At 64.7% G+C, this 22,904-nt stretch carries 25 protein-coding genes; 15 read left to right on the forward strand and 10 right to left on the reverse strand.

Annotation, left to right across the window (positions count from 1 at the left end):
• Positions 1 to 6 precede the first annotated feature (6 nt).
• Positions 7 to 1,311: an MmgE/PrpD family protein gene (locus ACK4FK_RS12270; protein WP_409745248.1), complete on the reverse strand. Its 1,305-nt coding sequence runs from the start codon at positions 1,309 to 1,311 to the stop codon at positions 7 to 9.
• A gap of 102 nt (positions 1,312 to 1,413) precedes the next feature.
• Here ACK4FK_RS12270 and ACK4FK_RS12275 point away from each other — a divergent pair, with 102 nt between their 5' ends.
• From ACK4FK_RS12275 to ACK4FK_RS12305, 7 genes are all read left to right on the forward strand, one after another.
• Positions 1,414 to 2,211, forward strand: a complete 798-nt coding sequence (locus ACK4FK_RS12275; protein ID WP_409745249.1) for a YdcF family protein — start codon at positions 1,414 to 1,416, stop codon at positions 2,209 to 2,211.
• 178 nt (positions 2,212 to 2,389) lie between these two features.
• A complete protein-coding gene (locus ACK4FK_RS12280; RefSeq protein ID WP_409745250.1) occupies positions 2,390 to 3,430 on the forward strand; it encodes a lytic transglycosylase domain-containing protein in 1,041 nt (346 codons plus the stop codon).
• A 106-nt stretch (positions 3,431 to 3,536) separates the two neighbouring features.
• Entirely contained in the window at positions 3,537 to 4,547 is a 1,011-nt protein-coding gene (locus ACK4FK_RS12285) for a septal ring lytic transglycosylase RlpA family protein (RefSeq protein WP_409745251.1), read from the forward strand.
• An 82-nt stretch (positions 4,548 to 4,629) separates the two neighbouring features.
• Positions 4,630 to 5,709, forward strand: coding sequence for a D-alanyl-D-alanine carboxypeptidase family protein (locus ACK4FK_RS12290; protein ID WP_409745252.1), 1,080 nt, complete (start codon positions 4,630 to 4,632; stop codon positions 5,707 to 5,709).
• Positions 5,706 to 6,371 (forward strand): dTMP kinase, encoded by a 666-nt coding sequence (gene tmk / locus ACK4FK_RS12295; protein WP_409745253.1) that lies wholly within the window; start codon positions 5,706 to 5,708, stop codon positions 6,369 to 6,371. Before ACK4FK_RS12290 ends, tmk begins: the two co-directional genes overlap by 4 nt.
• Positions 6,368 to 7,498 (forward strand): DNA polymerase III subunit delta', encoded by a 1,131-nt coding sequence (locus ACK4FK_RS12300; RefSeq protein WP_409745254.1) that lies wholly within the window; start codon positions 6,368 to 6,370, stop codon positions 7,496 to 7,498. The genes tmk and ACK4FK_RS12300 overlap by 4 nt, the downstream gene beginning before the upstream one ends.
• A gap of 53 nt (positions 7,499 to 7,551) precedes the next feature.
• A complete protein-coding gene (locus ACK4FK_RS12305; RefSeq protein WP_409745255.1) occupies positions 7,552 to 8,307 on the forward strand; it encodes a Crp/Fnr family transcriptional regulator in 756 nt (251 codons plus the stop codon).
• Between the two features lie 3 nt (positions 8,308 to 8,310).
• Here ACK4FK_RS12305 and ACK4FK_RS12310 read toward each other — a convergent pair whose 3' ends face one another.
• Genes ACK4FK_RS12310 through ACK4FK_RS12335 form a run of 6 tightly spaced genes read right to left on the reverse strand, consistent with a single transcriptional unit; the run spans position 8,311 to position 12,796 of the window.
• Entirely contained in the window at positions 8,311 to 9,102 is a 792-nt protein-coding gene (locus ACK4FK_RS12310) for an alpha/beta fold hydrolase (RefSeq protein WP_409745256.1), read from the reverse strand.
• Between the two features lie 10 nt (positions 9,103 to 9,112).
• Positions 9,113 to 9,505 (reverse strand): hypothetical protein, encoded by a 393-nt coding sequence (locus ACK4FK_RS12315; protein WP_409745257.1) that lies wholly within the window; start codon positions 9,503 to 9,505, stop codon positions 9,113 to 9,115.
• Positions 9,502 to 9,873 carry a MaoC family dehydratase gene (locus ACK4FK_RS12320; protein WP_409745258.1) on the reverse strand — a complete coding sequence of 124 codons (372 nt, stop codon included), beginning with the start codon at positions 9,871 to 9,873 and terminating at the stop codon, positions 9,502 to 9,504. Before ACK4FK_RS12320 ends, ACK4FK_RS12315 begins: the two co-directional genes overlap by 4 nt.
• A gap of 5 nt (positions 9,874 to 9,878) precedes the next feature.
• Positions 9,879 to 11,378, reverse strand: coding sequence for an acyl-CoA synthetase (locus ACK4FK_RS12325; protein ID WP_409745259.1), 1,500 nt, complete (start codon positions 11,376 to 11,378; stop codon positions 9,879 to 9,881).
• Positions 11,379 to 11,389: 11 nt separating this feature from the next.
• Positions 11,390 to 12,160, reverse strand: a complete 771-nt coding sequence (locus ACK4FK_RS12330; protein ID WP_409745260.1) for an enoyl-CoA hydratase/isomerase family protein — start codon at positions 12,158 to 12,160, stop codon at positions 11,390 to 11,392.
• Positions 12,161 to 12,163: 3 nt separating this feature from the next.
• Positions 12,164 to 12,796 carry a TetR/AcrR family transcriptional regulator gene (locus tag ACK4FK_RS12335; RefSeq protein WP_409745261.1) on the reverse strand — a complete coding sequence of 211 codons (633 nt, stop codon included), beginning with the start codon at positions 12,794 to 12,796 and terminating at the stop codon, positions 12,164 to 12,166.
• A 275-nt stretch (positions 12,797 to 13,071) separates the two neighbouring features.
• Between ACK4FK_RS12335 and ACK4FK_RS12340 the strand changes: the two genes are divergently transcribed.
• The 8 genes from ACK4FK_RS12340 to ACK4FK_RS12375 all read left to right on the forward strand — a co-directional run bounded on the left by ACK4FK_RS12340 (position 13,072) and on the right by ACK4FK_RS12375 (position 19,977).
• Positions 13,072 to 14,271: a substrate-binding domain-containing protein gene (locus tag ACK4FK_RS12340; RefSeq protein ID WP_409745262.1), complete on the forward strand. Its 1,200-nt coding sequence runs from the start codon at positions 13,072 to 13,074 to the stop codon at positions 14,269 to 14,271.
• Positions 14,272 to 14,348: 77 nt separating this feature from the next.
• Positions 14,349 to 15,131, forward strand: coding sequence for an ABC transporter ATP-binding protein (locus ACK4FK_RS12345; RefSeq protein ID WP_409745263.1), 783 nt, complete (start codon positions 14,349 to 14,351; stop codon positions 15,129 to 15,131).
• The gene (locus ACK4FK_RS12350; RefSeq protein ID WP_409745264.1) at positions 15,128 to 15,853 is read left to right on the forward strand and encodes an ABC transporter ATP-binding protein; all 726 of its coding nucleotides are present in this window, start codon (positions 15,128 to 15,130) and stop codon (positions 15,851 to 15,853) included. The genes ACK4FK_RS12345 and ACK4FK_RS12350 overlap by 4 nt, the downstream gene beginning before the upstream one ends.
• Positions 15,850 to 16,869, forward strand: coding sequence for a branched-chain amino acid ABC transporter permease (locus ACK4FK_RS12355; RefSeq protein WP_409745265.1), 1,020 nt, complete (start codon positions 15,850 to 15,852; stop codon positions 16,867 to 16,869). The genes ACK4FK_RS12350 and ACK4FK_RS12355 overlap by 4 nt, the downstream gene beginning before the upstream one ends.
• A 15-nt stretch (positions 16,870 to 16,884) precedes the next feature.
• Entirely contained in the window at positions 16,885 to 17,967 is a 1,083-nt protein-coding gene (locus ACK4FK_RS12360; protein WP_409745266.1) for a branched-chain amino acid ABC transporter permease, read from the forward strand.
• Entirely contained in the window at positions 17,964 to 18,806 is an 843-nt protein-coding gene (locus tag ACK4FK_RS12365) for an alpha/beta fold hydrolase (protein WP_409745267.1), read from the forward strand. Before ACK4FK_RS12360 ends, ACK4FK_RS12365 begins: the two co-directional genes overlap by 4 nt.
• A gap of 59 nt (positions 18,807 to 18,865) precedes the next feature.
• Positions 18,866 to 19,363 carry a Fur family transcriptional regulator gene (locus ACK4FK_RS12370; RefSeq protein ID WP_409745268.1) on the forward strand — a complete coding sequence of 166 codons (498 nt, stop codon included), beginning with the start codon at positions 18,866 to 18,868 and terminating at the stop codon, positions 19,361 to 19,363.
• A 143-nt stretch (positions 19,364 to 19,506) separates the two neighbouring features.
• Positions 19,507 to 19,977, forward strand: a complete 471-nt coding sequence (locus ACK4FK_RS12375; protein ID WP_409745269.1) for an aminoacyl-tRNA deacylase — start codon at positions 19,507 to 19,509, stop codon at positions 19,975 to 19,977.
• A gap of 11 nt (positions 19,978 to 19,988) precedes the next feature.
• On the opposite strand, the gene ACK4FK_RS12380 is transcribed toward ACK4FK_RS12375, so the two are convergent.
• The 3 genes from ACK4FK_RS12380 to metC are packed head-to-tail and all read right to left on the reverse strand — an operon-like array spanning position 19,989 to position 22,794.
• Positions 19,989 to 20,744 carry an enoyl-CoA hydratase gene (locus ACK4FK_RS12380; protein ID WP_409745270.1) on the reverse strand — a complete coding sequence of 252 codons (756 nt, stop codon included), beginning with the start codon at positions 20,742 to 20,744 and terminating at the stop codon, positions 19,989 to 19,991.
• A gap of 15 nt (positions 20,745 to 20,759) precedes the next feature.
• Positions 20,760 to 21,611 carry a GNAT family N-acetyltransferase gene (locus ACK4FK_RS12385; protein ID WP_409745271.1) on the reverse strand — a complete coding sequence of 284 codons (852 nt, stop codon included), beginning with the start codon at positions 21,609 to 21,611 and terminating at the stop codon, positions 20,760 to 20,762.
• A 1-nt stretch (position 21,612) separates the two neighbouring features.
• The gene (gene metC / locus ACK4FK_RS12390; protein WP_409745272.1) at positions 21,613 to 22,794 is read right to left on the reverse strand and encodes a cystathionine beta-lyase; all 1,182 of its coding nucleotides are present in this window, start codon (positions 22,792 to 22,794) and stop codon (positions 21,613 to 21,615) included.
• Positions 22,795 to 22,904 lie beyond the last annotated feature (110 nt).

Raw genomic sequence — 22,904 nt, forward strand, 5'->3', positions numbered from 1 at the left:
CGGGCTCTACATCCGGGCCGGCGGCAGATTGGGCAACGGTGCGTCGTCGGCCAGTGCAAGGATGGCATCGATGAAGCGCTGCGGCTCGGCAATGCCGCCGTATTCAAGCAACATCGAGGCCTTGGCACGCATGGCGGCTTCATCCAGCGGGTTTTCCGGGTCGCCATAGGCATGTTCGCGTTCGGCGCTTACCATTGTGCCATCGCCCAGCCAGGCCGTGACGCGCGCCCCCCAGGCATCGGGATAGCGGGTGGTGAAGGGCGGCGCTGCCTCGATGCTGACCGTGGCGGCGGTGGCGGCCAGTCTTGCCCGCGCAGGCGCGTCGAAACTGGCGAAATCGATCCTGCCGTCGGTTATGGATGCTGCAGCCGTGTGCTGCAGTGAGAACTTGGCTTCATATTCGCTGTTCGATATCACGCGGTCGCAGACATCGAGTGCCGCCTGGTAGGTGGCAACATGGATGCGCTCGACCGCGCGGTTGCCGATCTTGGCCGCAATTTCCAGCCCGGCGTCAATGGTGGGATGCGTGTGGCGGCAGCTCGGCCAGGGTTTGATCGAGGTCAGCACGAGTTGCCAGGGTGCGTCCGCATCGGCAAGCAGCCGTTCAGGCCTGGGATCGGTACAGGTCGCTTTGAAAAAGCCCTTTTCTCCCTCCAGAATCTGCGGTGGACCGGAAAAGCCGCGCGAGGCGAGGTCGGCAGCCAGCAGACCGGCCTCGGCGGCGCGCCCGGCATGCAGATGCTTGCTCATGGCGCCGGTGGCGAGGAACTGCCACAGACCCGATGATTGCGTGCCGGCATTGCCCAAGGCATCGGTCATTGCGGCGTGGTCGAGGCCGAGCAGGTCGCCTGCGGCATAGGCCGAGCCGAACGGCCCGCATGTGGCGGTATTGTGCCAGATTTTGTAATGCGCCGGGCCGACCGCCATGCCAACGCGGCAGCAGGCCTCGAAGCCGCGCAAAACGGCGGCTAGGAAAGCGCGGCCCCGTATGCCGCGGCGGCGCGCCAAGGCCCAGGCCGCCGGCACCACGACACAGCCCGGATGCACGACGGAGGCCCGATGCAGGTCGTCGACCTCCAGGATATGCGTGAGGCCGCCGAGCAGCATCGCCTCGCGGCCCGTGGTCAGCGGTTCGGCCGTCGCCCAATCCTGCAGGATGGCACCGGGCCTGGTCTTGCGGCCGGCAATCGCATTGGCCAGCGCATCCAGGGTGAAGAGGGCTGCCGCCTGCTCATCGGCGCGCGAAACCGGGCGCGCGGCAATCAGGGCCTCCAGACGGCCGGTCAGCGAAAGCGGGGGTAGCGCAGTCATACACTTGGCCTGTGCTGCAAGACGGTTAACTGAAATTTACCACCCGTGCCGGCAAAGTCATCATCTTGCGCGCCGTTGATCGAATCGACCCATCGCAAAGCCATGTCTGCCCCCTTCGGCACCATCCTGTGGGAATACCTCAATCCCGGCAATCTGCTGTTCAGCCTGCTGGCGGTGGCGCTTCCGTTATCGTGGTGGCGCCGAAGCCGGCGTTTCGGGGTCGGGCTTGGTGCCGCAACCCTTGCCATGATCGTCCTGCTCAGCCTGCTTCCGCTGCGGGCTTGGTTGCTTGCGCCGCTGGAAGGGTATTTCCCGGCCCCGGCTCTGCCTGAGCGGGTGGCCGGCATCGTTGTCCTCGGCGGGGCCGAGGAACCGGGCACATACGCCATGTGGGGCTGGCCTGAGGTGAACGGCAATGCCGACCGGCTGATCGCCTTCGCCGCCCTGGCGCGTCGCTATCCGCAGGCGAAGCTGGTATTCACGGGCGGAACCGCATTTCAGGCTGCCGGCCGCAGCCGCAGCGAGGCTGATGTCGCGGCCGCGGTTCTTGCCATGCTCGGGATTGAGCCGGCGCGCATCGCCTATGAGTCCAAAGCGCGCAACACCATCGAGAATGCGCGGTTTGCCAGGGAGATTGCTCGCCCGGCGCCCGGGGAGACCTGGCTTCTGGTGACCTCGGCGCGGCATATGCCGCGCGCCGTCAACTGTTTCAATGCGGTCGACTGGCCGGTGCTTGCTTATCCGGTCGACTATGTCGGCGGATCGCGGGAGGCCTGGTTCGATCCCCTGAGGCGGCTCGCCAGCCTGCATGCCCTGGGCCGGGAATGGATCGGCCTGCTGTATTACTGGCTCAGCGGACAAACCCGCGATTTCCTGCCGCCAAGGCCCGTTCCGGCGTGACGAGAAATATCACAGGTTAGGTCTTGGCCGCGCGGGCGGCGCGGGGTAACACCCCTTGATGGCAAGAGTGAACGGATTCGGAGACGGAATGATGCGGCTTGTCCGATGTGGCGCGGTGATACTCGGCTTGGCAGTTGCGGCCTGTGGTGTGCGTCAATCGGGCCAACCGGGAGACGCCGTGGCCGGAACGGTGCCAGCGGGCGGCGTGCAGACGGCTGCCGTGACCGCGCCGGGCGCGCCGGCGGGACAGGTGGCCGAAGCGGCGGCCTTCAACCGCAAGGAATTCGATGCTTTCCTTGCCGAGGTGCGCGGAGAGGCGCTGCAGAAAGGCATCAAGGCCGAGGTGGTCAACACTGCCCTAGCCGGCGTCGAGCCGGTGATGCGCATCATCGAGCGCGACCGCAACCAGGCCGAATTCAAGCTCAGCTTCGCCACCTACCGCGACCGCGTGATCACGCCGGCCAACATCTCGCGTGGCCAGAAACTGCGCGATGACGAGCAGGCGCTGCTGCGCCAGGTGGCACAGCGCTACGGCGTGCAGCCGCGGTTCGTGCTGGCGATATGGGGCATCGAGACCCGCTATGGCGCGGTGAAGGCCGATGTGCCGCTGTTCCATTCGCTGGCGACGCTGGCCTTCGACCGCCGCCGCTCGGCGTATTTCCGCAATGAATTGTTCGCCGCGCTGACCATGCTGGATCGCGGCTATATCGATCATGGCACCATGAAAGGCTCGTGGGCCGGCGCCATGGGCCAGCCGCAATTCATGCCCAGCAGCTATCTGGCCTATGCTGAGGATTTCGACGGCGACGGCAAGCGCGACATCTGGAACAACCGCGCCGATGTGTTTGCCTCCATCGCCAACTATCTGGCCAAGGCCGGATGGAACACCGCACAGACCTGGGGCCGCGAGGTGAAGGTCCCTCCCGCCCTGCAGGGCCGGATGGGCGAATTCGCCAGGGACGGCAAATCCGGCTGCCGGGCCATCGACCAGATGACCAAGGACCTGCCGATTGCCGAATGGGAGAAACTGGGGGTGCGCCGCACCGATGGCGGAGAGTTGCCAAAGGCACAGATTTCCGGTGCCCTGGTCCAGCCCGATGGTCCCGGCGGGGCTTCCTTCCTGGTCTATGGCAATTACCGCTCGGTGCTGCGCTATAACTGCGCCCATCACTATGCTTTGACCGTCAGCCTGCTTGCCGACCGGCTGGGTGATGGTTAATATGCACCATATATAGGCCATGTTTCATCGTCGGCACGCCATCCCTTGCATGATCCCGGGGGGTCGGGGGGAGTCCCGGACCGCCCGGCCGTTCCGTGTCTTGCAGATGCGCGGGCATTACGCCGTCCTGGTCCTCGCAGCCGTTTTCGGGCTGGCGGGTTGCGCCGAAACCACTCTGTTCAACCATGCCGCCAAGTCGGTGATCCGAGGCGGCGAGCCGGGCCAGGCCGGGGCGGGCAAGGGGGGGATCTACAAGGTCGGCAATCCCTATCAGATCAATGGCGTCTGGTATTACCCCAAGGAAGACCCGAATTACGACGAGACCGGCATCGGCTCGTGGTACGGCGAGCAGTTTCACGGCAAGCAGACCGCCAATGGCGAAATCTTCGACATGAACGAGGTGACGGCGGCGCATCCCACCCTGCCGATGCCTTCCCTGGTACGCGTCACCAATCTGGAGAACGGCCGTTCGATCGTCGTGCGCATGAACGACCGCGGGCCTTACGCAAATAACCGGATCATCGACCTTTCCCGCCGTTCGGCCCAGTTGCTGGGCTACGAGCGCCAGGGCACGGCCAAGGTGCGCGTACAGTATATCGGCCCCGCGCCGCTGGGTGGCGAGGCGGCGCCGACCATGGTGGCCTCACGCGGGACCGGCGGCGACGAGCGTCCTGCCGCCGCGCCGCGCGGCGGTGTCTCGGCCGAGGCCCTGCCGCCACCGCCCGGTGCGAAGGGCCGCAGCGCCGAGGTGGCGAAGCCGGCGGAGGGGCAGCCCTCGCCCATGCAGATTCTCGCCGCGCAACGCCCGCAGGGCAGCACCGCCGCCGCGCCGGCCGAAGCCGCAACCGACCTGAAGCAGCAGAAGGTGGAAGTTGGTCCCGCTCGGGGCGGTCAGATCTATGTGCAGGTCGGCGCCTTCACCCTGCACGAGAATGCCCACAAGCTGGCAGCGCAGATGTCGCTGATCGGCCCAGCCAATGTCAGCTCGACATTCGTCAACAAGCAGGAATTCTTCCGCGTCCGCCTGGGGCCCTTCAACCAGGTGGCCGCTGCCGACCAGGCCCTGCAGCAAGTGATCAGTAACGGACAGACCAATGCGCGTATCGTCGTTGAATAAATTTGCCGTCCTCTGCGTTACCGCCGTACTTGCGGTCGCGTCGGCCGCGCCGGCCCTTGCCCAGCTGGGGCAGGCGGAAACGGTGGCACGGCAGATGGTCCTGGTCGATTATGACACCGATACGGTGATCTTCGAGAAGAATGCCGACGAGCTGATGCCGCCCTCGTCGATGTCGAAGCTCATGACCGCTTTTATGGTTTTCGAGTATCTCGCCGCCGGAAAGCTGCGCATGGACGACATGCTGCCGGTCAGTGAGCGGGCATGGCGAATCCAGGGGTCGAAGATGTTCGTCCCGCTGGGAGGGCGCGTGAAGGTGGAAGACCTGCTGCGTGGCGTGATCGTGCAGTCGGGCAACGATGCCTGTGTTGTGCTGGCTGAGGGCATCGCCGGCACAGAGGAACGTTTTGCCGAGATGATGACCGACCGCGCCCGCGAACTCGGCCTGAAGAACAGCACGTTCCGCAACGCGTCGGGCTGGCCCGACCCGCAGCACCTGACCACGGCGCGGGACCTCGCCATCCTGGCCAAGCAGATCATCAAGCGGTTCCCGCAGTATTATCATCTCTACTCCGAGAAGGAGTTTACCTACGGCGTCGATCAGGTCAGCAAGAAGCCGATCAGCCAGGGCAATCGCAATCCGCTGCTATACAAGGACGTCGGCGCCGACGGACTGAAGACCGGACATACCGAGGCGGCCGGCTACGGCCTGACCGCATCGGCCAAGCGCGGCGAACGCCGTCTGATTCTGGTGGTGAACGGTCTCAAGAGCATGAACGAACGCTCGCGCGAGTCCGAGCGCCTGTTGGAGCTGGGCTTCAGCCAGTTCGACAATTACAAGCTGTTTAGTGCCGGCGCGACCGTAGAGGAAGCCGATGTCTGGCTCGGCGATATCGCCCGTATTCCCCTGATCATCGACCGCAACCTGACTGTGACGCTGCCCCGCCAGACCAAGAACAGCGTGAAGGTCACGGTGTCCTACGACAATCCGATCCCGGCCCCCATCGTCAAGGGCACGCCGGTGGCGACGCTCAGTGTTGCCGGCAGGGATGGCCCGCTGCTGGAAGTGCCGCTGGTCGCCGGCGCCGATGCGCAGCAGCTCGGCTTCACCGGCCGCATCAGCGCAGCGGTCAGCTACCTGCTGTGGGGCGCGAAGAAACAGTGAGCGCTGCCCGCAAAAGCTTTCCCGGGCGCTTCATCACCCTGGAAGGCGGCGAGGGCGCTGGCAAGACCACACAGATCAGGCTGTTGGCCGATCGGTTGGCCGAGCGCGGCATCGAAACCCTGCTGACCCGCGAGCCCGGCGGCACCGCCGGCGCCGAGGCGATTCGCAGCCTGCTGGTCACTGGCGATCCCGAGCGTTGGGACGCGATGACCGAAACCCTGCTGCATTATGCCGCCCGCCGCGCCCATGTGGAAAAAACGGTGAAGCCGGCGCTGGGTCGCGGCGCCTGGGTGATTTCCGATCGCTTCGCTGATTCCACGATGGCCTACCAGGGGTATGCCGGTGCCGTCGGGCGTGAGGCGGTCGCGGCCCTGCATGGTCTGGTGTTGGGCGATTTTGCGCCCGACCTGACGCTGATCCTCGACCTGCCTGTCGAAACGGGGCTGGCACGGGCAAGACAGCGGATGCAGGGGCATGCTGCGGCCGAAGACCGCTACGAGCGCATGGGGCGTGACTTCCACGAACGCCTGCGCGACGCTTTCCGCGACATCGCGGCCCGCGAGCCGCAGCGCTGCCGCCTGATCGATGCGGACCGTGACGTGGAAAGCGTGGCGGCGTCGCTATGGCAGGCGGTTATCGCCCAGTTTAGTCTCAAGCCATGAGCGGTTACGATCCGCAACAGGCCGCGACCTGGGGGCCGCGCCATGCTTCCGTGCTGTTCGGTCATGCCGCGGCCGAAAAGACCATGCTTGAGGCCTGGGCCTCGGGTCGGTTGCCGCATGCCTGGCTGATCACCGGGCCACGCGGCGTGGGCAAATCCACGCTGGCCTTCCGTTTCGCGCGGTTCCTGCTGGCCCATGGTCCGGCTTCCGCCATGGACAGCGGCCCCAGCCTGTTCGGCGATGCGCCTGCTTTACCAGATACGCTGGCCATCCCGGAGGATCATCCCGTGTTCCACCGCATCGCCAGTTCCGGCCACGCCGACCTGATCACGGTGGAGCGAAGCTGGGACGACAAGGCCGAGCGCTGGCGCGGCGATATCGTGGTACAGGACGTGCGCGCGGTGAACGAACGCTTCGGCATGACGGCGGCCGAGGGCGGCTATCGCGTCTGCATCGTCGATGCCGCCGACGACATGAACGTGAACGCGGCGAATGCGCTGCTGAAGATCCTGGAAGAACCGCCGCCAAATGCCATCCTGCTGCTGATCAGCCATGCGCCGGGCAGTCTGCTGCCGACCATTCGCTCGCGCTGCCGTCGCCTGGCGCTGAAGCCGCTGGATGACGAGGGGTTGCTGCCAGCGCTGGACCGCCTGTTGCCTGATCTGGATGTGGCAGAGCGGCGCGGCCTGGCCGTGCTGGCCGAAGGTTCGCCGGGCCGCGCCGTGATGCTGGCGGCGCAGGGCGGGCTGAAACTGCTGCACGGCCTGCTCGACATGGTGGCACAACTGCCCAAGCCGGATATAGCCAAGCTGCATGCCTTCGGCGATGCGATCAATCGTGACAAAAGCGGGGCGGGTTTCACCCTGATGACGGAACTATTCCGCTGGTGGCTGGCGCGCTTGGCCCGCGCTGCCGCCGCCGACCGCATCGGCGGTACCGGCTGGGCGGAAATCTTTCCCGGCGAGACGGCCCTGGCCCGCCGACTCGCCGCCTGGCAGGGCCCGGAACGCTGGGCTGAGGACTGGGAACAGTTCGGTCGCTTGCTCGATCGCGGGGAATCGGTCAATCTCGACCGCAAGCAGATGCTGCTCAATCTGTTTGCGGCATTGGGGCGGGCTGCCCGCTAGGCCGCCTGCCGCCTGCCGGAAATCGCCCGGGTCGCGGCGAGGGGGATTAACCAATGGCTGAAGAAACCGTCAAGACCACCGGGAGGGGCCGGGGGGCGGCGCTGTCGGCACCCGACAGCCTTGAGAAGATCGAACTGCTGAGCGAATTGAGCCCGGCAGCCCGCGCTGATGTCGAGCGCGCCTGCCAATGGCGGCGCTTCGCTTCGCACGAGCAGATTCTCGACCGCAACAGCGACAGCCGCGACGTTTATTTCGTGGTGGACGGCACGGTCGAGGTGGTGAATTTCTCTGGCAATGGCCGCGAGATTTCCTACGCCCTGGTTTCCGCCGGCAGCTATTTCGGCGAGATCGCAGCGATTGACGGCGAACGCCGCTCGGCCAGCGTGGTGGCGCAGACCACCTGCCGGCTTGCCGCCATGCCACCCAAGGCTTTCGAAGCTCTGCTGGCCCGCGAACCGGCCGTGGCGCTGAAGGTGATGCGGCGGCTGACGGCGATCATACGCGCCAACAACGAGCGCATCATGGATCTGGCGACGCTGGGCGCAATCCAGCGCGTCTATCGCGAGCTGCTCAAGCTGGCGCGGCGCGACCCGCTGAACGCCGATGGCTGGCTGATATATCCTATGCCCAAGCAGCATGAAATCGCCCGCCGCGCCGCCACCACCCGCGAGACCGTGGCGCGCGTGCTGGCCAATCTTCTGCATGGCGGGCAGATGTCGCGCAAGGACAAGACCTATTACCTGACCGACCGCGCCGCGCTGGAGCAGGCGATCGTGCGGCTGGATGTGCGCCAGCACGGCGTGGTCTGAGCTTCAAAGACAGGCGAGGAATTCGGCCAGGCACGCATTATAGAGGTCCGGCATCTCTAGATGCGGTGAATGTCCCGCGGCATCTAGGCACTTGCGCCGCGCGCCGGCTATGTTGGCACCCAGCCATTGGCTGACAGCGGAATCGTATAACTGGCTTTCGTTGCCATGCAGGATCAGGACCGGTAGTTCCAGTTGCGGCATCAGCCAACGGTAATCCTGCTGAGCCATCGAATTCCAAAGCGCTGCCATCGTCTGGCCGTCGTTGCGGGCCATCTCTTCGCCCACCCACTTTACCAGTGCTGGGTCGATCCGGCTGTCACGGGCGAACAGGTGAGGCAAGGCGTTATGGGCATAGGATTCCCAGTCGGCACGCATCATCTGCATGGCCGCTTCGCTCTGCACCATGTCGAAGCTGTTGCGGATGCCGAATTGCCAGTCGCGATCATTGAGGATGCGCGGGGTCATGTCCTCGATCACCAGACCGGCCAGCATGGCGCTGCCATAGCGGGCGATGTAGTCAAAAGCGACCATGGCGCCCATCGACCAGCCGACCAGCACCGCGCCGTGCAGGTCGTGCGTGCCGAACATGGCGTGAAGCTGGTCGGCCAGATGCGGAATGGTCAGGTCGGCAGAGGCTGCAGGCGAATGGCGATGGCCGGGCAGGTCGGGCAGCAGGATGCGATGCCGTGCACCGAAGGCAACGGTCTGTGGTACGAAATAACCACCATGGGCGGCCCAGCCATGCAGGAAAACCAGCGGGCGTCCATTTTCGATTCCACTTTCGGCGACATACATCGCGTAATCCTTACGCCCCGACATCCTGGGCCAGTACCAGCGCGCGGCCACGGCAGATCACGGTGCCGGCCGCATCGCTACAGGTGGTGGCCAGATCGACCAGATGCTTGTCCGGACGCAGCCGGGTGATCTCGACTTTTGCCGTCAGCGGCTGGCCAACCGGCGCAGGGCGTTCAAAACTCATTTCCTGCTTCAGGTAGTTGGTGCCGAATCCGGGTAGTTCGACGCCGAGCAGATACGAAAATAGGGCCCCGATCAGCGGTTCTGGCACGGCCTGCAATGTCGCGCCATCATGGGCGGCGAGCTGCTGGAACTGCCGAAGGTCGTCGGCCGAGAAGCTGCGGGTGACGCTGGCATGATCGCCGACGCGCATGCCTTTGAGGGTGACGATGGCGTCGATCATGGCAGGGCGATCTCCGTCTGGCCATCCAGCACCACGGCGCCATCGGCAATGCGGGTGACTTTCGCAGCATAGCTGCGGCGGCCTTCGCCGGAGGCGATTTCATCCAGAACGAAGCGCAGAGCTTCTCCGGCATAGGCGGGGTTCGGGAACATCATGCTGTGGTTGATCTGGCGCGCGCCGGGATGGCGTTGCTGCAGCAGGCCCCACAGCACGGTGTAGAGCAGCATGCCGTGGCTGACGGTGCGGCCAAAGCGCGTGCGGGCGGAGAAATCCGGATCGACATGGATCGGGTTGTTGTCGCCGCTGACCTTGGCAAAGAGATCAAATTCCGCCTGGGTCAGGGCGCGGTCGTGGCTGATCGAAGGCATGGCACTCACTTTCCGGCAGCGCGACTGCGCAGCACGTGTTTCTGGATCTTACCGGCTGCGGTGCGCGGGAACTCATCGACGATGTCGATGTATTTCGGCACCTTGTAGGCGGCGAGGTTCTGCCGGCAGAAGGCGCGCAGGGCTTCCGGGTCTATGCTGGCGCCAGGCTGCGGCAGGATGCAGGCGCGGCCGACCTCGCCCCATTTCTCGTCCGGCACACCCAGCACCGCGCACTCCAGCACGCCGGGGAATTTGTAGATCACGATCTCGACTTCGGCCGGATAGACGTTTTCGCCACCCGAGATGTACATGTCCTTGATGCGGTCGACGATGTAGTAATAGCCATCCTCGTCGCGCCTGGCCACGTCGCCGGTCTTGAGCCAGCCGTCGCGGGTGAAGGCCGCCTTGGTCGCTGCCTCGTTGTTCCAGTAGCCGGGCGTGACACCGGGGCCGCGAATCTGCAGCTCGCCGGCTTCATTGGCGGGCAGGGGATTGTCATCCAGGTCGACGACACGCACCTCGGCCAGAATCTGCGGCTTGCCGACCGAGCCGATCTTGGCTTCGGCATGGGCGGTATCCATCAGGAATACCGTGGGGCCGGTTTCCGTCATGCCCATGCCGTTGCAGACTTTTACGCCGCGCGCGCCGAATTGCGCGATCAGCGTGGCCGGCAGCGGCGCGCCGCCGCAACCCCAGGACCGTACCTTCGAGAAATCAGCCCTGCCGAATTCCTTGTGCAGGCTGATCGCCTGGTAGATCGCCGGCACGCCGAAGAAGGCGGTGCAGTTGCCCGCCTGCAAGGCGGCCATCACCGGATCAATCTCGAATTTTTTCAATACCCGTATGGTGCCGCCATGCATCAGCACCGGCAGGGTATGCAGGTTGATGCCGGCCGTATGAAACAGCGGCAGGAAGTTCAGCGTCGTCTCGGTCGAGGTCAGGTCGATGGCCTGGCCGATATTGATGGCATTGGCATAGGCCATGCCCGGCGTCTGGATCACGGCCTTGGGCTTGCCCGTGGTACCCGAGGTGTAGAGCATGTACCAGATTCGGTCGCTGGGCCAGTAGGTGTCGAAATGGCGCGGCGAGGTGGTCGCTACAGCGGTTTCGTAATCGGCATAGGACAGCAGGTTTAGGCCGTAAGCGCGCGCCAGTTCATCGGCCACGACGATGTTGTCGGCATCGTGGATCAGCAGCTTCGGTGCGGCATCCTGCGCCACCGGCCCAAGTTCCGGTGCCGGCTGGCGCCAGTTCAGCGGGACGAGGATGGCACCCAGCTTGCCGCAGGCGAACAGGATCTCGAAAAAGGCGGCACTGTTCAGGCAAAGGATCGCGACGCGGTCGCCGGCTGCCACACCACTGTTGCCAAGCCAGGCGGCGAAGCGGTTGGCGCGCTCGTCCAGGTCGCGGTAGCTCAGCGTGCGGCCACTTTCCATTTCGATGAAAGCGGTCTTGTCCGGTGTCAGTTCGGCGCGCCGTGCCGCGATGTCGAAAACCTTCTGCATGGTTTCCCCCGTTATGCCGACTTGGCCAGGAAACGCGCCATGCCGTGATGCGCCTCCTCGCTGTCGATCTGTTCGAGAAAGGACTGCCTCTCCAGTTCCAGCGCGGCGGCGATAGCGGCACGCCGCGCGGGCGGCAGCAGGTTGGCCTTGGTGCGGCGCATGGCCCCGGACTGTTTGGTCATCACGTCCTGCAGCCATCCATCGATGGTGGCGTCCAGCGTTTCCGGCTCGACCAGCGCGCTGGCCAGACCAAGCCGCACGGCCTCGGCGGCGCCAACGCGGCGGTTCCGCAACTGGATCTCCCGCGCCGCCGCCTCGCCGATGCGCGCAGGCAGCAGGGCGGTCCAGCCGCCATCCGGGCTGAAGCCCACTTCAGTATAGTAAGGCTGGATGAAGACCTGCGGCGTGATCACGGCCAGATCGCAGGCCAGCAGGAAGCCCAGCGAGCCGCCGGTGACCGGACCGTGGATGCGGCCGAGTACAGGGACCGGCAGGTCGAGCAGGGCGAGGATGCAGTCGTTCAGGCCGCCCACCAATCCATCGGCGTAGGCGCGGCGCTGGCCCCGGGGAACGGCGAAGAAGCCGCCGACATCGCCGCCGGTGGAAAAGCTGCGCCCCTCGGCCTGCAGGACGAGGACGCGCAGTTCAGGCATTGCGGCAATGCGGGCCAGATCCCGTTTCAGCGCATCGATCAGATCCGGCACCAGGCTGTTATGCCGCTCGGGCCGGTTCAGCGTCAGCCGGGCAACCGGCCCGGCGATATCGAGGCGGGTGACGGGCATGGATCAGCGTGCGGCCATGCCATGCGCCAGCATGGTGGTGGCGACATCGACGATGGGGTCGAGCGGCGCCTTCGGGTCCCACAGGCCATAGCGCTGGCCGAGGAATACGGCGATACCCATCAGCATCCAGGCGCGGACTTCGGTAGCATTCTCGGTGCCGCCGGGGGTGATTTCGCCACGCTTCTCCGCAGCCGCCAGCGCGATGCGATAGGATTTGGCGAATTCGGTGTAGTACTGGCGGTAGACCTTCTCGTCGACGAACTGCGATTCCTCCACCACCTTGTAGAGGTCGGGATTGCGGCGCACGAAATCGAGGAAGGCGCGCAGGCCCAGCCGCTCGGCTTCGATGCGGTTCTGCGCACCTTCGGTGGCTTCGGTCAGGTGATGACGCAGCATGCGGCCCATATGCAGCACCAACTCGCGCATCACGTCTTCCTTGCTGCGGAAGTAGATGTAGAAGGTGCCCTGGGCGACGCCGGCTTCAGATGTGATCGTGCTGATCGAGGCCTCGGCGAAGCCGCGCCGGCCGATTTCGCGCTTGGCGGCATCCAGAATCTTGCGTCGGGTCATCTCGCCCCGGCCGGTCTTGGGCAGGGGCAGGGCGCGCTTCTTCGCTCTAGGGGCGGCGTTTAACATGATTCGTCCGTCATGTTTGGATTATCCGTCGTTTCCTCCGCCCACGGCCGAAATCGTCAGAATCCAGCTTGACGGGCTTGTGGCGCAAGGCTACGAATAGTCGAGACATGAATCAAGTGTCATGTTTGGCGGGCGCCCCCAGCGGACGGTGCCCGTCACCGGCACCGGGACCACCCGGGCCGCAGCAAAGGGAGGAGCACGATGTCGCGCATAACGCACGCCTGTAGTCGCGTCTCCATCGCCATCCGTCCGCAATCGTCGCAAGGGAGAACACAATGCAGCGCGTGATGAAGTCGGCGGCGTTCGCCGCCGCCCTGATCGCCGGCAGCGCCATGACCGCGCAGGCCGCCGATCTCAAGATCGCCCTGATCGCCAGCAAGACCGGTCCGCTCGAGGCTTATGCCAAGCAGACCGAAACCGGCTTCATGATGGGTTTGGAGTACCTGACCAAGAACACGATGACCTGGCAGGGCCGCAAGATCCAGGTGATTGTCAAGGACGACCAGTTCAAGCCCGACGTGGCGAAGTCGCTACTGGAGCAGGCCTATGGCGACGACAATGTCGATATCGCCGTTGGCACCACCGGTTCGGGGGCTGCATTGGCCATGCTGCCGGTTGCCGAGGAATACAAGAAGATCCTGGTCGTCGAACCGGCCGTGGCCGATGCGATTACCGGCGAGAAGTGGAACAAGTATATTTTCCGTACCGCGCGCAACTCGATGCAGGATGCCTATGCCGCGGCCGCTTCCTTTCCCACGTCGGGTGAGGTGAACGTGGCCACACTGGCGCAGGATTACGCCTTCGGCCGCGACGGCATCAAGGCGATGAAGGATGCACTGTCCACCCTGCGCCCGAACGTGAAGGTGGTGTTCGAGGAATACGCCCCGACTCAGACCACCGACTTCACCGCATCGGCCCAGCGCCTGTTCGATGCGCTGAAGGACAAGCCGGGCAAGAAAATCATCGCCATCGTCTGGGCCGGCCCGCATCCGCTGCCCAAGATCGCCGACCTGAAGCCGGAGCGTTTCGGTATCGAAATGGCGCCGGGCGGCAACATCCTGCCGGTGATGAAGCTGTACAAGCCGTATCCGGGCATGGAAGGCGCGATCTATTACTACTACGATTTCCCGAAGAACCCGATGAACGACTGGCTGGTGGCCGAGCACAAGAAGCGCAACAACGGCGCACCGCCTGACTTCTTCACCGCCGGTGGTTTTGCCGCCGCCTCGGCCGTGCTGACCGCCATCCAGAAGGCCGGCGGCACCAACACCGACAAGCTGATCGCCGCCATGGAAGGCATGGCCTTCGACACCCCGAAGGGCACCATGTTCTTCCGCAGGGAAGATCATCAGGCGATGCAGCAGATGTATCACTTCCGGGTCAAGAAGGACGGCAAGGACGATAACGACCTGCTCGAGCTCGTGCAGGTGATCCCGGAATCGGCCATGCCGCTGCCGATCCGTAACAAGCGCTGATTGCCGCTCAACCGGCCGGGACGATCTTGTCGTCCCGGCCATTTTCATATCCGGTCCCCATTTTCATATCCGGTCTGATGCCCGCCACGCCAACGCTTGAAACCCGTGACCTGACGATCCGCTTCGGCGGCCATGTCGCCGTGAATGCCGTCAGCTGTGCTTTCCATCCCGGCACCCTGACCGCCATCGTCGGGCCGAACGGTGCCGGCAAGACCACCTATTTCAATCTGATCTCGGGCCAGCTCAAGGCGACTTCCGGTTCGGTTCTGCTGCGCGGGCAGGATGTCGGCGGCCTGACGGCCTCGGCCCGCACCAAGCGCGGCATGGGCCGTGCATTTCAGTTGACCAACCTGTTTCCCAATCTCACCGTGATGGAAAACGTGCGGCTGGCCGTGCAGTCGCGCGCCAATGCGGGCATGCGGCTTCTGCAGTTGTGGAGCCATCGTCGCGACTTGATCGAAAAGGCCGATAGCCTGCTGGACTCTGTAAGGCTGCTTGAGAAGCGCAACGCCATGGCCGGCGCACTGCCCCATGGCGACCAGCGCAAGCTGGAAGTGGCCCTGCTGCTGGCTCTGGAGCCCGATGTGTTCATGTTTGACGAGCCCACGGCCGGCATGTCGGTTGATGAAGTGCCGACCGTGCTGGACCTGATCCACGGCATCAAGGCGCGTGGCGACAAGACCGTGCTGCTGGTCGAGCACAAGATGGATGTGGTGCGTTCGCTGGCCGACCGCATCATCGTGCTGCATAACGGCACGCTCGTGGCCGACGGCGAACCGGCCGCAGTGATCGCCTCGCCGGTGGTGCAGGAGGCCTATCTGGGCATTTCGCCCGAGGCCGGACAGGAGGGCGCACGATGACAGATGCGATCCTGCGCCTGGAAGGCGTGCATACCCATATCGGACAGTATCACATCCTGCATGGCGTCGACCTTGTGGTGCCGCGTGGCCAGCTCACCATGCTGCTGGGCCGCAACGGCGCCGGCAAGACCACCACTTTGCGCACCATCATGGGCCTGTGGCAGGCGTCGAAAGGCCATGTGCATTTCGACGGCCGCGACATCACGAAGCTGCCCACGCCCGAGATCGCTCAAGCAGGCATCGCCTACGTGCCCGAGAATATGGGCATCTTCGCCGACCTCACCGTGCGCGAGAACATGATCCTGGCCGCCCGCAACGGCGAGATCGATCCGAAACGCCTGAAATGGATTTTTGGACTGTTCCCGGCGCTGGAGAAATTCTGGTCGCTGGCGGCCGGCACGCTGTCGGGCGGGCAGAAGCAGATGCTGGCCATCGCCCGCGCCATCGTCGAGCCGCGCGAGTTGCTGCTGATCGACGAGCCGACCAAGGGCCTGGCTCCCGCCATCATCATGAACATGATCCAGGCCTTTCGCGAACTGAAATCCACCGGTGCGACCATCCTGCTGGTGGAGCAGAATTTCATGGCCGCCAAGATGCTTGGCGATACGGTGGCCGTGATGGACGATGGCCGCGTCGTGCATCGCGGCGCCATGGCCGAACTGGCCCAAGATACGTCGCTGCAGCAGAAATTGCTGGGCCTGAGCATGGATGCGCATCAATGAGCACCGCTGTCGCCGCCACTGAAACCGCTTCGCTGCCCAAGGTGAAGACCGACTGGCTGCCGGCCCTGCTGGTGCCGATCCTGGCACTGGCCGCCCTGCCGCTGGTGGGCAGTTTCTCCACCTGGGTCACGCTCACCGTGGCGGCGCTCGCCATGGGCATGATGATCTTCCTGATGGCTTCCGGCCTCACGCTCGTCTTCGGCCTGATGGATGTGCTGAATTTCGGCCATGGCGTATTCATCTCGTTCGGTGCCTATGTCAGCCTGATGGTGTTGGGGCCGCTGGCCGGCTGGGTCGAGAGCCCGAATATCTGGCTCAATATCGGTGTGCTGCTGGCCTGCATCCTGGTCGCCATGCTGGTGACCGGTGCGCTGGGTTATGCTTTCGAGCGGGTGGTGATCCGCCCGGTTTATGGCCAGCACCTGAAGCAGATTTTGATCACCATGGGCGGCATGATCGTGGCCGAACAGATGATCCACGTGATCTGGGGCGCCAGCCCGATCCCGCTGCGACTGCCCGAAGGCTTGCGCGGCGCCATCGTGGTGGGCGAGGCGGCGATGGAAAAATACCGCGTGATCGCCGTGGTGCTGGGCCTGCTGGTTTTTGGCTTGATGCACCTGATGCTCAACCGCACCAAGATCGGCCTGCTGATCCGTGCCGGCGTGGAAAACGCCGAGATGGTGGAGGCCCTGGGCTACAAAATCCGCCGCCTCTTCGTCGGCGTGTTCATCGCCGGTTCGGCCCTGGCCGGCCTGGGCGGTGTGCTCTGGGCCTTTTATCGCCAGACGCTTACCGCCGGCATGGGCATGGAAGTGAACGTGCTGATCTTCATCGTCATCATCATCGGCGGCCTGGGTTCCATCGGCGGCTGCTTTGTCGGCGCCATCCTGGTGGCGCTGGTGGCCAATTACACCGGCTTCCTGGCGCCCAAGCTGGCGCTAGGGTCCAGCATCCTGCTGATGGTGCTGATCCTGCTGTGGCGGCCGCAGGGCCTGTATCCCGTGGCCAAGCGGTAAGGGGAGGAACGCCTCATGCTGCCGAACAATCCGATCCACAGCATTCTCTCCGGCGATTACCCGCGGTCAAAGGTTCTCTCGGCCGCGTTGGTCATCGTGCTGTTCAGCCTGGCCTTTGCGCCTTTCCTGTTTCCGGGCAGTCAGCCGCTGAACGTCGCCGCCAAGATCTGCGTCTTCGTCATTCTGGTCGCCAGCTATGATTTGCTGCTGGGCTATACCGGTATCGTTTCCTTTGCCCATACGATGTTCTACGGCATCGGCGGCTATGGCGTGGCGATCGCCATGTACAATTTCAATGCCGGCTGGGGCGCGCTCGGGCTGGGTGTGCTGGCCGCGCTTGTGCTTGCTATGCTTCTGGCCCTGCTGATTGGCCTGTTCTCCCTGCGGGTGCGGGCGATCTTCTTCGCCATGATCACGCTGGCGGTGGCCTCAGCCTTCGCCATCCTGGCATCGCAGCTCAACGAGATCACCGGTGGCGAGGATGGCCGCAGCTATCGCATCCCTGAAATGCTGCGTCCGGCCTTCCGCCTGTTCGACGAACCGGTTCTGGGCGTGATGATCAATGGCCGTATCCTCACCTATTACCTGATCTTTTTCGCAGCCTTGATTCTGTTCCTGCTGGCGCTGCGAGTGGTGAATTCCCCCTTCGGCCGCGTGCTGCAGGCGATCCGCGAGAACGATTTCCGCGCCGAGGCGCTGGGCTACCGCGTGGTGGTCTATCGCTCCATTGCCAACTGCCTGTCGGCCGGCATGGCCACGCTCGCCGGCGTGCTGATGGCTTTGTGGCTGCGCTACACCGGCCCTGACACCACGCTAAGCTTCGCCATCATGATCGATATCCTGCTGATGGTGGTGATTGGCGGCATGGGCACGCTTTATGGCGCGGTGCTGGGTGCCACCATTTTCATCCTGGCGCAGAATTACCTGCAGGTGCTGATGGGGCAGTTCAGCGGCATGCTGGAATCGGCCGGCATCCCGCTATTGCCCGGTCTGTTCCATGCCGACCGCTGGCTGCTCTGGCTCGGCATCCTGTTCGTGCTCAGTGTCTATTTCTTCCCAGCCGGCATCGTCGGCAAGCTGCGGCAGATGAAATCATGATCGCGCGTTCGCGCTATTACGACCTGCTCGGCCACTCGGTCCATTGCCTGGAATGGGGTGACGGGGCCGCCCCGGCGGTAATCCTGTGGCACGGCTTTGCCCGCAATGCCCATGATTTCGAATATCTGGCCGGCGCCCTGGCCGACCGTTACCGCCTGATCGCGCCCGATACCATTGGCCGGGGCCTCAGCGCCTGGAGCCCGAACCCCGATACGGAATATACCGTGCCGTTCTATGCCCGGCAGGCCGTCGCTCTGCTGGATCTGCTCAATCTGCAGAGCGTGCGCTGGGTCGGCACCTCGATGGGTGGGTTGATCGGCATGGTCTGCGCTGCCACGGCCTTGAAAGACCGCATCAGCCATCTTGTGCTCAACGATGTAGGTCCGGCCATTGCGCCGGGCGCCGTGCAGCGCATTCTGTCTTATGCCGGATCTCCGCCGGCTTTCGCCAGCCTGCCCGAGCTGGAGCAGTATTTTCGCACCATCTATGCGCCGTTTGGTATCGCCTCCGATGCAGGCTGGCGCCGCCTGGCGGAAACCTCGGCGCGGCGTCTGCCCGATGGCCGGCTCACCACCCATTACGACCCGGAGATCGCCGCTGTGCTGGGCCGCCAGAGCGCAGGTGCCTCAGGCGATGCCTGGCCGATTTACGACCAGATCGCGGCCCGGACACTGCTGCTGCGGGGTGCCGTGTCCGACCTGCTGGGCGACGAAACCGCCGCCGAGATGACCCGGCGCGGCCCGAAGGCACAGCGCGTCGACATACCGGGCATCGGCCATGCTCCGGCGCTGGATACCGCCGAACAGGTCGCCCTGATCGCGCAATTCCTGGCCGAATAGCCGGGGGCGGACCCGGGCGGGCGGTTGGCCGGAACAGCCGGCCGCCCTATACTGATCGTATGTCCAGCGCCTCGCCCCAGCCCCACAATCACGCCCACAGTCACCGGCACGGCCATGATCACGCGGCCTGCATCAGCGACGCGCTCAGCCAGGCCGAGGCCCATTGCGCCGCTACCGGCGCCAAGCTGACGCCGATCCGGCGCCGCGTACTGGAACTCATCTGGCAGAGTCACAAGCCGGCCGGTGCCTATGACCTGCTGGCGCAGATGAGCGGCGGTGGACAGAAAGTGGCCCCCCCCACCGTCTACCGCGCGCTGGACTTCCTAGTCGAGCATGGGTTGGTGCACAGGGTCGAAAGCCTGAATGCCTTCATCGGCTGCACCCATCCGGGTCATGCCGTGCAGCAGGAAATCTTCATCTGCAGGACCTGCGGCACCGCCATCGAGATCAATGACCCGGAACTGAGCCAGCGCATCCTGCAGGATGCCAAGGGACTGGGATTCACTGTGGAGCGCCAGACCATCGAGGTGGTTGGCGTCTGCCGCGACTGTCGCTGACGACAGCAACAGCAGTATTCCGCCAAAACAGATTTCTTGCGGATACTCCCATCGGGTGTAGCCTGTTGGGCAGCGGCGGTGCAGCCGTATAACATGCTCTATTGTTCAGACGGCGGCCGCCATCCTTGCCAGAGGAGGGTGCGATGGGACTTGCGATCAGTCTGCAGGAGTATCTTGACCATTGCGATGTGCCCTACGAGGTCATCGAACATCAGCGTACCAATACGATGCGGGCGGCGGCGCATTATGCCGGCGTGCCGGAAGACAAGGTCGCCAAGGCCGTTCTGCTGGAGGACGAGGACGGCTATATGCTGGCCCTGGTACCGGCCTGCTGCGCTGTCGAACTGGGACACCTGAGCCGACTGCTGCACCGAAGGATCGGACTGGCCACCGAGAACGAGTTGGCCGAACTGTTCGCCGATTGCGAGATCGGTGCGGTTCCGGCGCTTGGCACGCCCTATGGCATAGAGATGGTGATCGACGACCGGCTGGATGGCTGCGACGACCTCTATTTTGAGGGCGGCGACCATTGTAGCCTGGTGCATATCCGCGGCCGCGACCTGCAACGCCTGCTGCCGCAGGCCATGCATGCCCGGATCGGCAGCCGGCACTGAAGCGGCAGGCGTCAGCCGAATTTTGGCGGCCGCTTCTCGAAGAAGGCCGTCATCGCCTCGCGGGCTTCCGCCGATTTGAGTTGGCTACGGAAATGCACGCCCTCGGCGGCCATCTGGCCGGCGACGTCGCCGCGCGTCTGGCGCAGGAGCTGCTTGGTCAGGCGGACCGCGGTCGGCGGCTTGGCTGCCAGTTTCGCCGCCACCTGCATCGCCTCGGGCAGGACCCGCGCGTCGGGAAAGATGGCATTGGCGATACCGTATTCCTTTGCCGTCTCTGCATTGAACGGCTCACCCAGCAGCAGCAGTTCGGCGGCGCGGTGATAGCCGACCATGGCAGGCAACAGCAGCGAGGAAGCGGCTTCTGGCACCAGCGCCAGATTGACGAAGGGCAGCGACAGGCGGGCATCGGTGCCGACATAGACCAGGTCGCAATGCAGCAGCATGGTGGTGCCCACGCCGACCGCCACGCCGGTAACGGCCGCAACCAGTGGCTTGGAGGCGGAGCTGATCGCGCGAAGAAAGCGGAAAACGGGGCTGCCGTCACCCTGCGGAGGATTGTTGAGAAAGTCCTGCAGGTCGTTGCCGGCGGTGAAAGCGCCGCCATTGCCGGCGAATACGATCACGCGCACGGCATCGTCGGTCTCGGCCGCCTCCAGCGCATCGGCCATGGCGGCGTACATGGCGCTGGTAAGCGCATTCTTCTTGTCCGGCCGGTTGATGGTGATGGTCAGAATGCCATCGGCCTTGGCGGTCAGGATCTCGGTCACGGCGCTGCTCCCTGCTTACTTGAACAGCAGGATCGCATAGTCGCCGATGGCCGTGAAGCCTAACGCTGCGTAAGCCGTCTTTGCCGCTTCGTTGTCGGCTGGCGTGAACAGCACGGCGACGCTGGCGCCGGCCTGCCTGGCCGCCGTCAGCGCGCCGGCTACCGCGGCGCGGCCGTAGCCGCGGCTACGCAGATCTGGCGGCGTCCACACATTGCCGACCTGCACGGCATCGGGCAGGCGGACACTGAAACAACAGCCCGACACCGGCCGGTTGCCGTCAAAAAGCAGGAACTGGTTGCCTTCCTCCACCCAGCGCTCCACCTCGGCGCGGCAATGCTGCGTAGTGGCCTGCGAGGGGGTCGCTTCCAGCGTTTCCTGGGCGAAGGCCAGGCGCCATTCCGTCAGCAGGTCGAGGTCGGCGGGTGTCGCGGCCCGGCAGGTGAGCGACTGGTTGGGCAGCGACGATGGCCGGCGCAGCTCGTCCAGCTTCAGCGCCATCAGCACCTCCTTCGACCGCAGATGGCGATGGGTATCGTCCAGTCCCAGGGCTTCCTGGGTATCCAGCGCCTGCTGCCACGGTCCAAGAATCCCCGCCACCGGACGGTTCGACACCGCCGCCCGCGCCACGGCGCCGGCATGACCCGGCGCGAAGACGGCCAACATGCCTAGCCAGTAATGTGCCGCAACGCCGATGATGCGGTCGCCCTCGAATGCGCCGGCATAGCGGCCCTGATAGGGTCGGTCGCCGTCGTGGATGCCGCTGCGCGTCAGGTTGCCGCGCAGGATCATCGTCTCGGCCATATGGGCGCGCAGGAAGTTTTCCAGCCTGGGCTGGTCCTGCGGCGTAAGGATGCGGATATCGGTCATGTTACCCTTGCGCCCTGTTCAGCCGCTCGAAGCCGGCCTTCAGGTCGGCGATCAGGTCGTCGGTCGCTTCCAATCCGATATGCAGACGCAGCAGCGGGCCGTGGTCGCGCCATGGCTCGGCGGTGCGTATCGCATCCGGCTTGGCCACGGTGACCAGGCTTTCGAAGCCGCCCCAGGAGTAGCCGATGCCAAAGAGTTCGAGGTGGTCGACGAATTCGGCCACCGCATCGTCGCTGTATTTGCGGTCCAGCTCGAAGGAGAACAGACCGCAGGCGCCGAGGAAGTCGCGCTTCCACAGGGCGTGGCCCGGGTCTTGCGGCAGGGCAGGGTGCAGCACGCTGGTCACTTCAGCGCGGCTGCGCAGCCAGTCGGCCACCGCGATGCCGCTTTCCATGTGGCGTGGAAGCCGTACAGCCAGCGTGCGCAACCCGCGCAGGCCCAGGAACACTTCGTCGGGGCCGGCATTGTTGCCCAGCGCGCGGGCGCTGTCGCGCAGCATCGGCCAGGATTCCTTCGTCGCGATCACCACGCCCAGCATCGCATCGGAATGGCCGACGATGTATTTCGTTGCCGCATGCACGGAGAGGTCGACGCCATGGCTGAAGCTCTTGAAATAGAGCGGCGTGCCCCAGGTGTTGTCCATCACCACCTTCGCACCGTGCTTGTGCGCGATCTCGGCCATGGCCGGCACGTCCTGCATCTCGAAGGTGAGCGAGCCGGGCGATTCCAGAAAGATCAGCGCCGTGTTGGGCCGTAGCAGGTCGCGGATGCCGGCATTGATGGTGGGGCGGAAATATTGGGTCTCGACACCCAGCCGCTTAAGCACGGTGTCGCAGAAATGCCGGGTCGGGCCATAGACGCTGTCGGTGACCAGAATGTGGTCGCCGGCCTTCACCGCGCTGAGGATCGCGCCCGAGCAGGCGGCGGCTCCGGAGGGAAAGCTGATGGCGCGGTAGCCGCCTTCCAGCTCAGCCAGGGTATTCTCAAAGGCATAGGTCAGGGGTGTGCCGACGCGGCCATATGAGGTGACCTGTTCGTCGCGGGCGCGGGCGGCATAGACGTCGGCGAGCGCTTTCAGGCTGGGCTGCAGGATGGTCGAGGCACGGTAGACCGGGATGTTGACCGCGCCATGATGGCCTTCCGGATCGCGGCCGAGCGTGGCGAGCTTGGTTTCGTCTTTCATGGCGGACTCCAATATGAGGCCCGACTATCGCAAAGCCCGCCCGGGATGAGAAGACGCCGGCCAGGAAGACTTGACCAGGAAAGCCGGGGGCGGGCTTTCCAGCCGTGACG

The organism is Ferrovibrio sp., assembly GCF_046297895.1.
GTDB lineage: Bacteria > Pseudomonadota > Alphaproteobacteria > Ferrovibrionales > Ferrovibrionaceae > Ferrovibrio.

What these genes read in the sequence shown, in the direction of transcription:
- ACK4FK_RS12270 (WP_409745248.1), bottom strand. Translation starts at nt 1,311, where the DNA reads ATGACTGCGCTACCCCCGCTTTCGCTGACCGGCCGTCTGGAGGCCCTG.
- ACK4FK_RS12275 (WP_409745249.1), top strand. Translation starts at nt 1,414, where the DNA reads ATGTCTGCCCCCTTCGGCACCATCCTGTGGGAATACCTCAATCCCGGC.
- ACK4FK_RS12285 (WP_409745251.1), top strand. Translation starts at nt 3,537, where the DNA reads ATGCGCGGGCATTACGCCGTCCTGGTCCTCGCAGCCGTTTTCGGGCTG.
- ACK4FK_RS12300 (WP_409745254.1), top strand. Translation starts at nt 6,368, where the DNA reads ATGAGCGGTTACGATCCGCAACAGGCCGCGACCTGGGGGCCGCGCCAT.
- ACK4FK_RS12305 (WP_409745255.1), top strand. Translation starts at nt 7,552, where the DNA reads ATGGCTGAAGAAACCGTCAAGACCACCGGGAGGGGCCGGGGGGCGGCG.
- ACK4FK_RS12310 (WP_409745256.1), bottom strand. Translation starts at nt 9,102, where the DNA reads ATGTATGTCGCCGAAAGTGGAATCGAAAATGGACGCCCGCTGGTTTTC.
- ACK4FK_RS12315 (WP_409745257.1), bottom strand. Translation starts at nt 9,505, where the DNA reads ATGATCGACGCCATCGTCACCCTCAAAGGCATGCGCGTCGGCGATCAT.
- ACK4FK_RS12320 (WP_409745258.1), bottom strand. Translation starts at nt 9,873, where the DNA reads ATGCCTTCGATCAGCCACGACCGCGCCCTGACCCAGGCGGAATTTGAT.
- ACK4FK_RS12325 (WP_409745259.1), bottom strand. Translation starts at nt 11,378, where the DNA reads ATGCAGAAGGTTTTCGACATCGCGGCACGGCGCGCCGAACTGACACCG.
- ACK4FK_RS12330 (WP_409745260.1), bottom strand. Translation starts at nt 12,160, where the DNA reads ATGCCCGTCACCCGCCTCGATATCGCCGGGCCGGTTGCCCGGCTGACG.
- ACK4FK_RS12335 (WP_409745261.1), bottom strand. Translation starts at nt 12,796, where the DNA reads ATGTTAAACGCCGCCCCTAGAGCGAAGAAGCGCGCCCTGCCCCTGCCC.
- ACK4FK_RS12340 (WP_409745262.1), top strand. Translation starts at nt 13,072, where the DNA reads ATGCAGCGCGTGATGAAGTCGGCGGCGTTCGCCGCCGCCCTGATCGCC.
- ACK4FK_RS12345 (WP_409745263.1), top strand. Translation starts at nt 14,349, where the DNA reads ATGCCCGCCACGCCAACGCTTGAAACCCGTGACCTGACGATCCGCTTC.
- ACK4FK_RS12350 (WP_409745264.1), top strand. Translation starts at nt 15,128, where the DNA reads ATGACAGATGCGATCCTGCGCCTGGAAGGCGTGCATACCCATATCGGA.
- ACK4FK_RS12355 (WP_409745265.1), top strand. Translation starts at nt 15,850, where the DNA reads ATGAGCACCGCTGTCGCCGCCACTGAAACCGCTTCGCTGCCCAAGGTG.
- ACK4FK_RS12360 (WP_409745266.1), top strand. Translation starts at nt 16,885, where the DNA reads ATGCTGCCGAACAATCCGATCCACAGCATTCTCTCCGGCGATTACCCG.
- ACK4FK_RS12365 (WP_409745267.1), top strand. Translation starts at nt 17,964, where the DNA reads ATGATCGCGCGTTCGCGCTATTACGACCTGCTCGGCCACTCGGTCCAT.
- ACK4FK_RS12370 (WP_409745268.1), top strand. Translation starts at nt 18,866, where the DNA reads ATGTCCAGCGCCTCGCCCCAGCCCCACAATCACGCCCACAGTCACCGG.
- ACK4FK_RS12375 (WP_409745269.1), top strand. Translation starts at nt 19,507, where the DNA reads ATGGGACTTGCGATCAGTCTGCAGGAGTATCTTGACCATTGCGATGTG.
- ACK4FK_RS12385 (WP_409745271.1), bottom strand. Translation starts at nt 21,611, where the DNA reads ATGACCGATATCCGCATCCTTACGCCGCAGGACCAGCCCAGGCTGGAA.
- metC (WP_409745272.1), bottom strand. Translation starts at nt 22,794, where the DNA reads ATGAAAGACGAAACCAAGCTCGCCACGCTCGGCCGCGATCCGGAAGGC.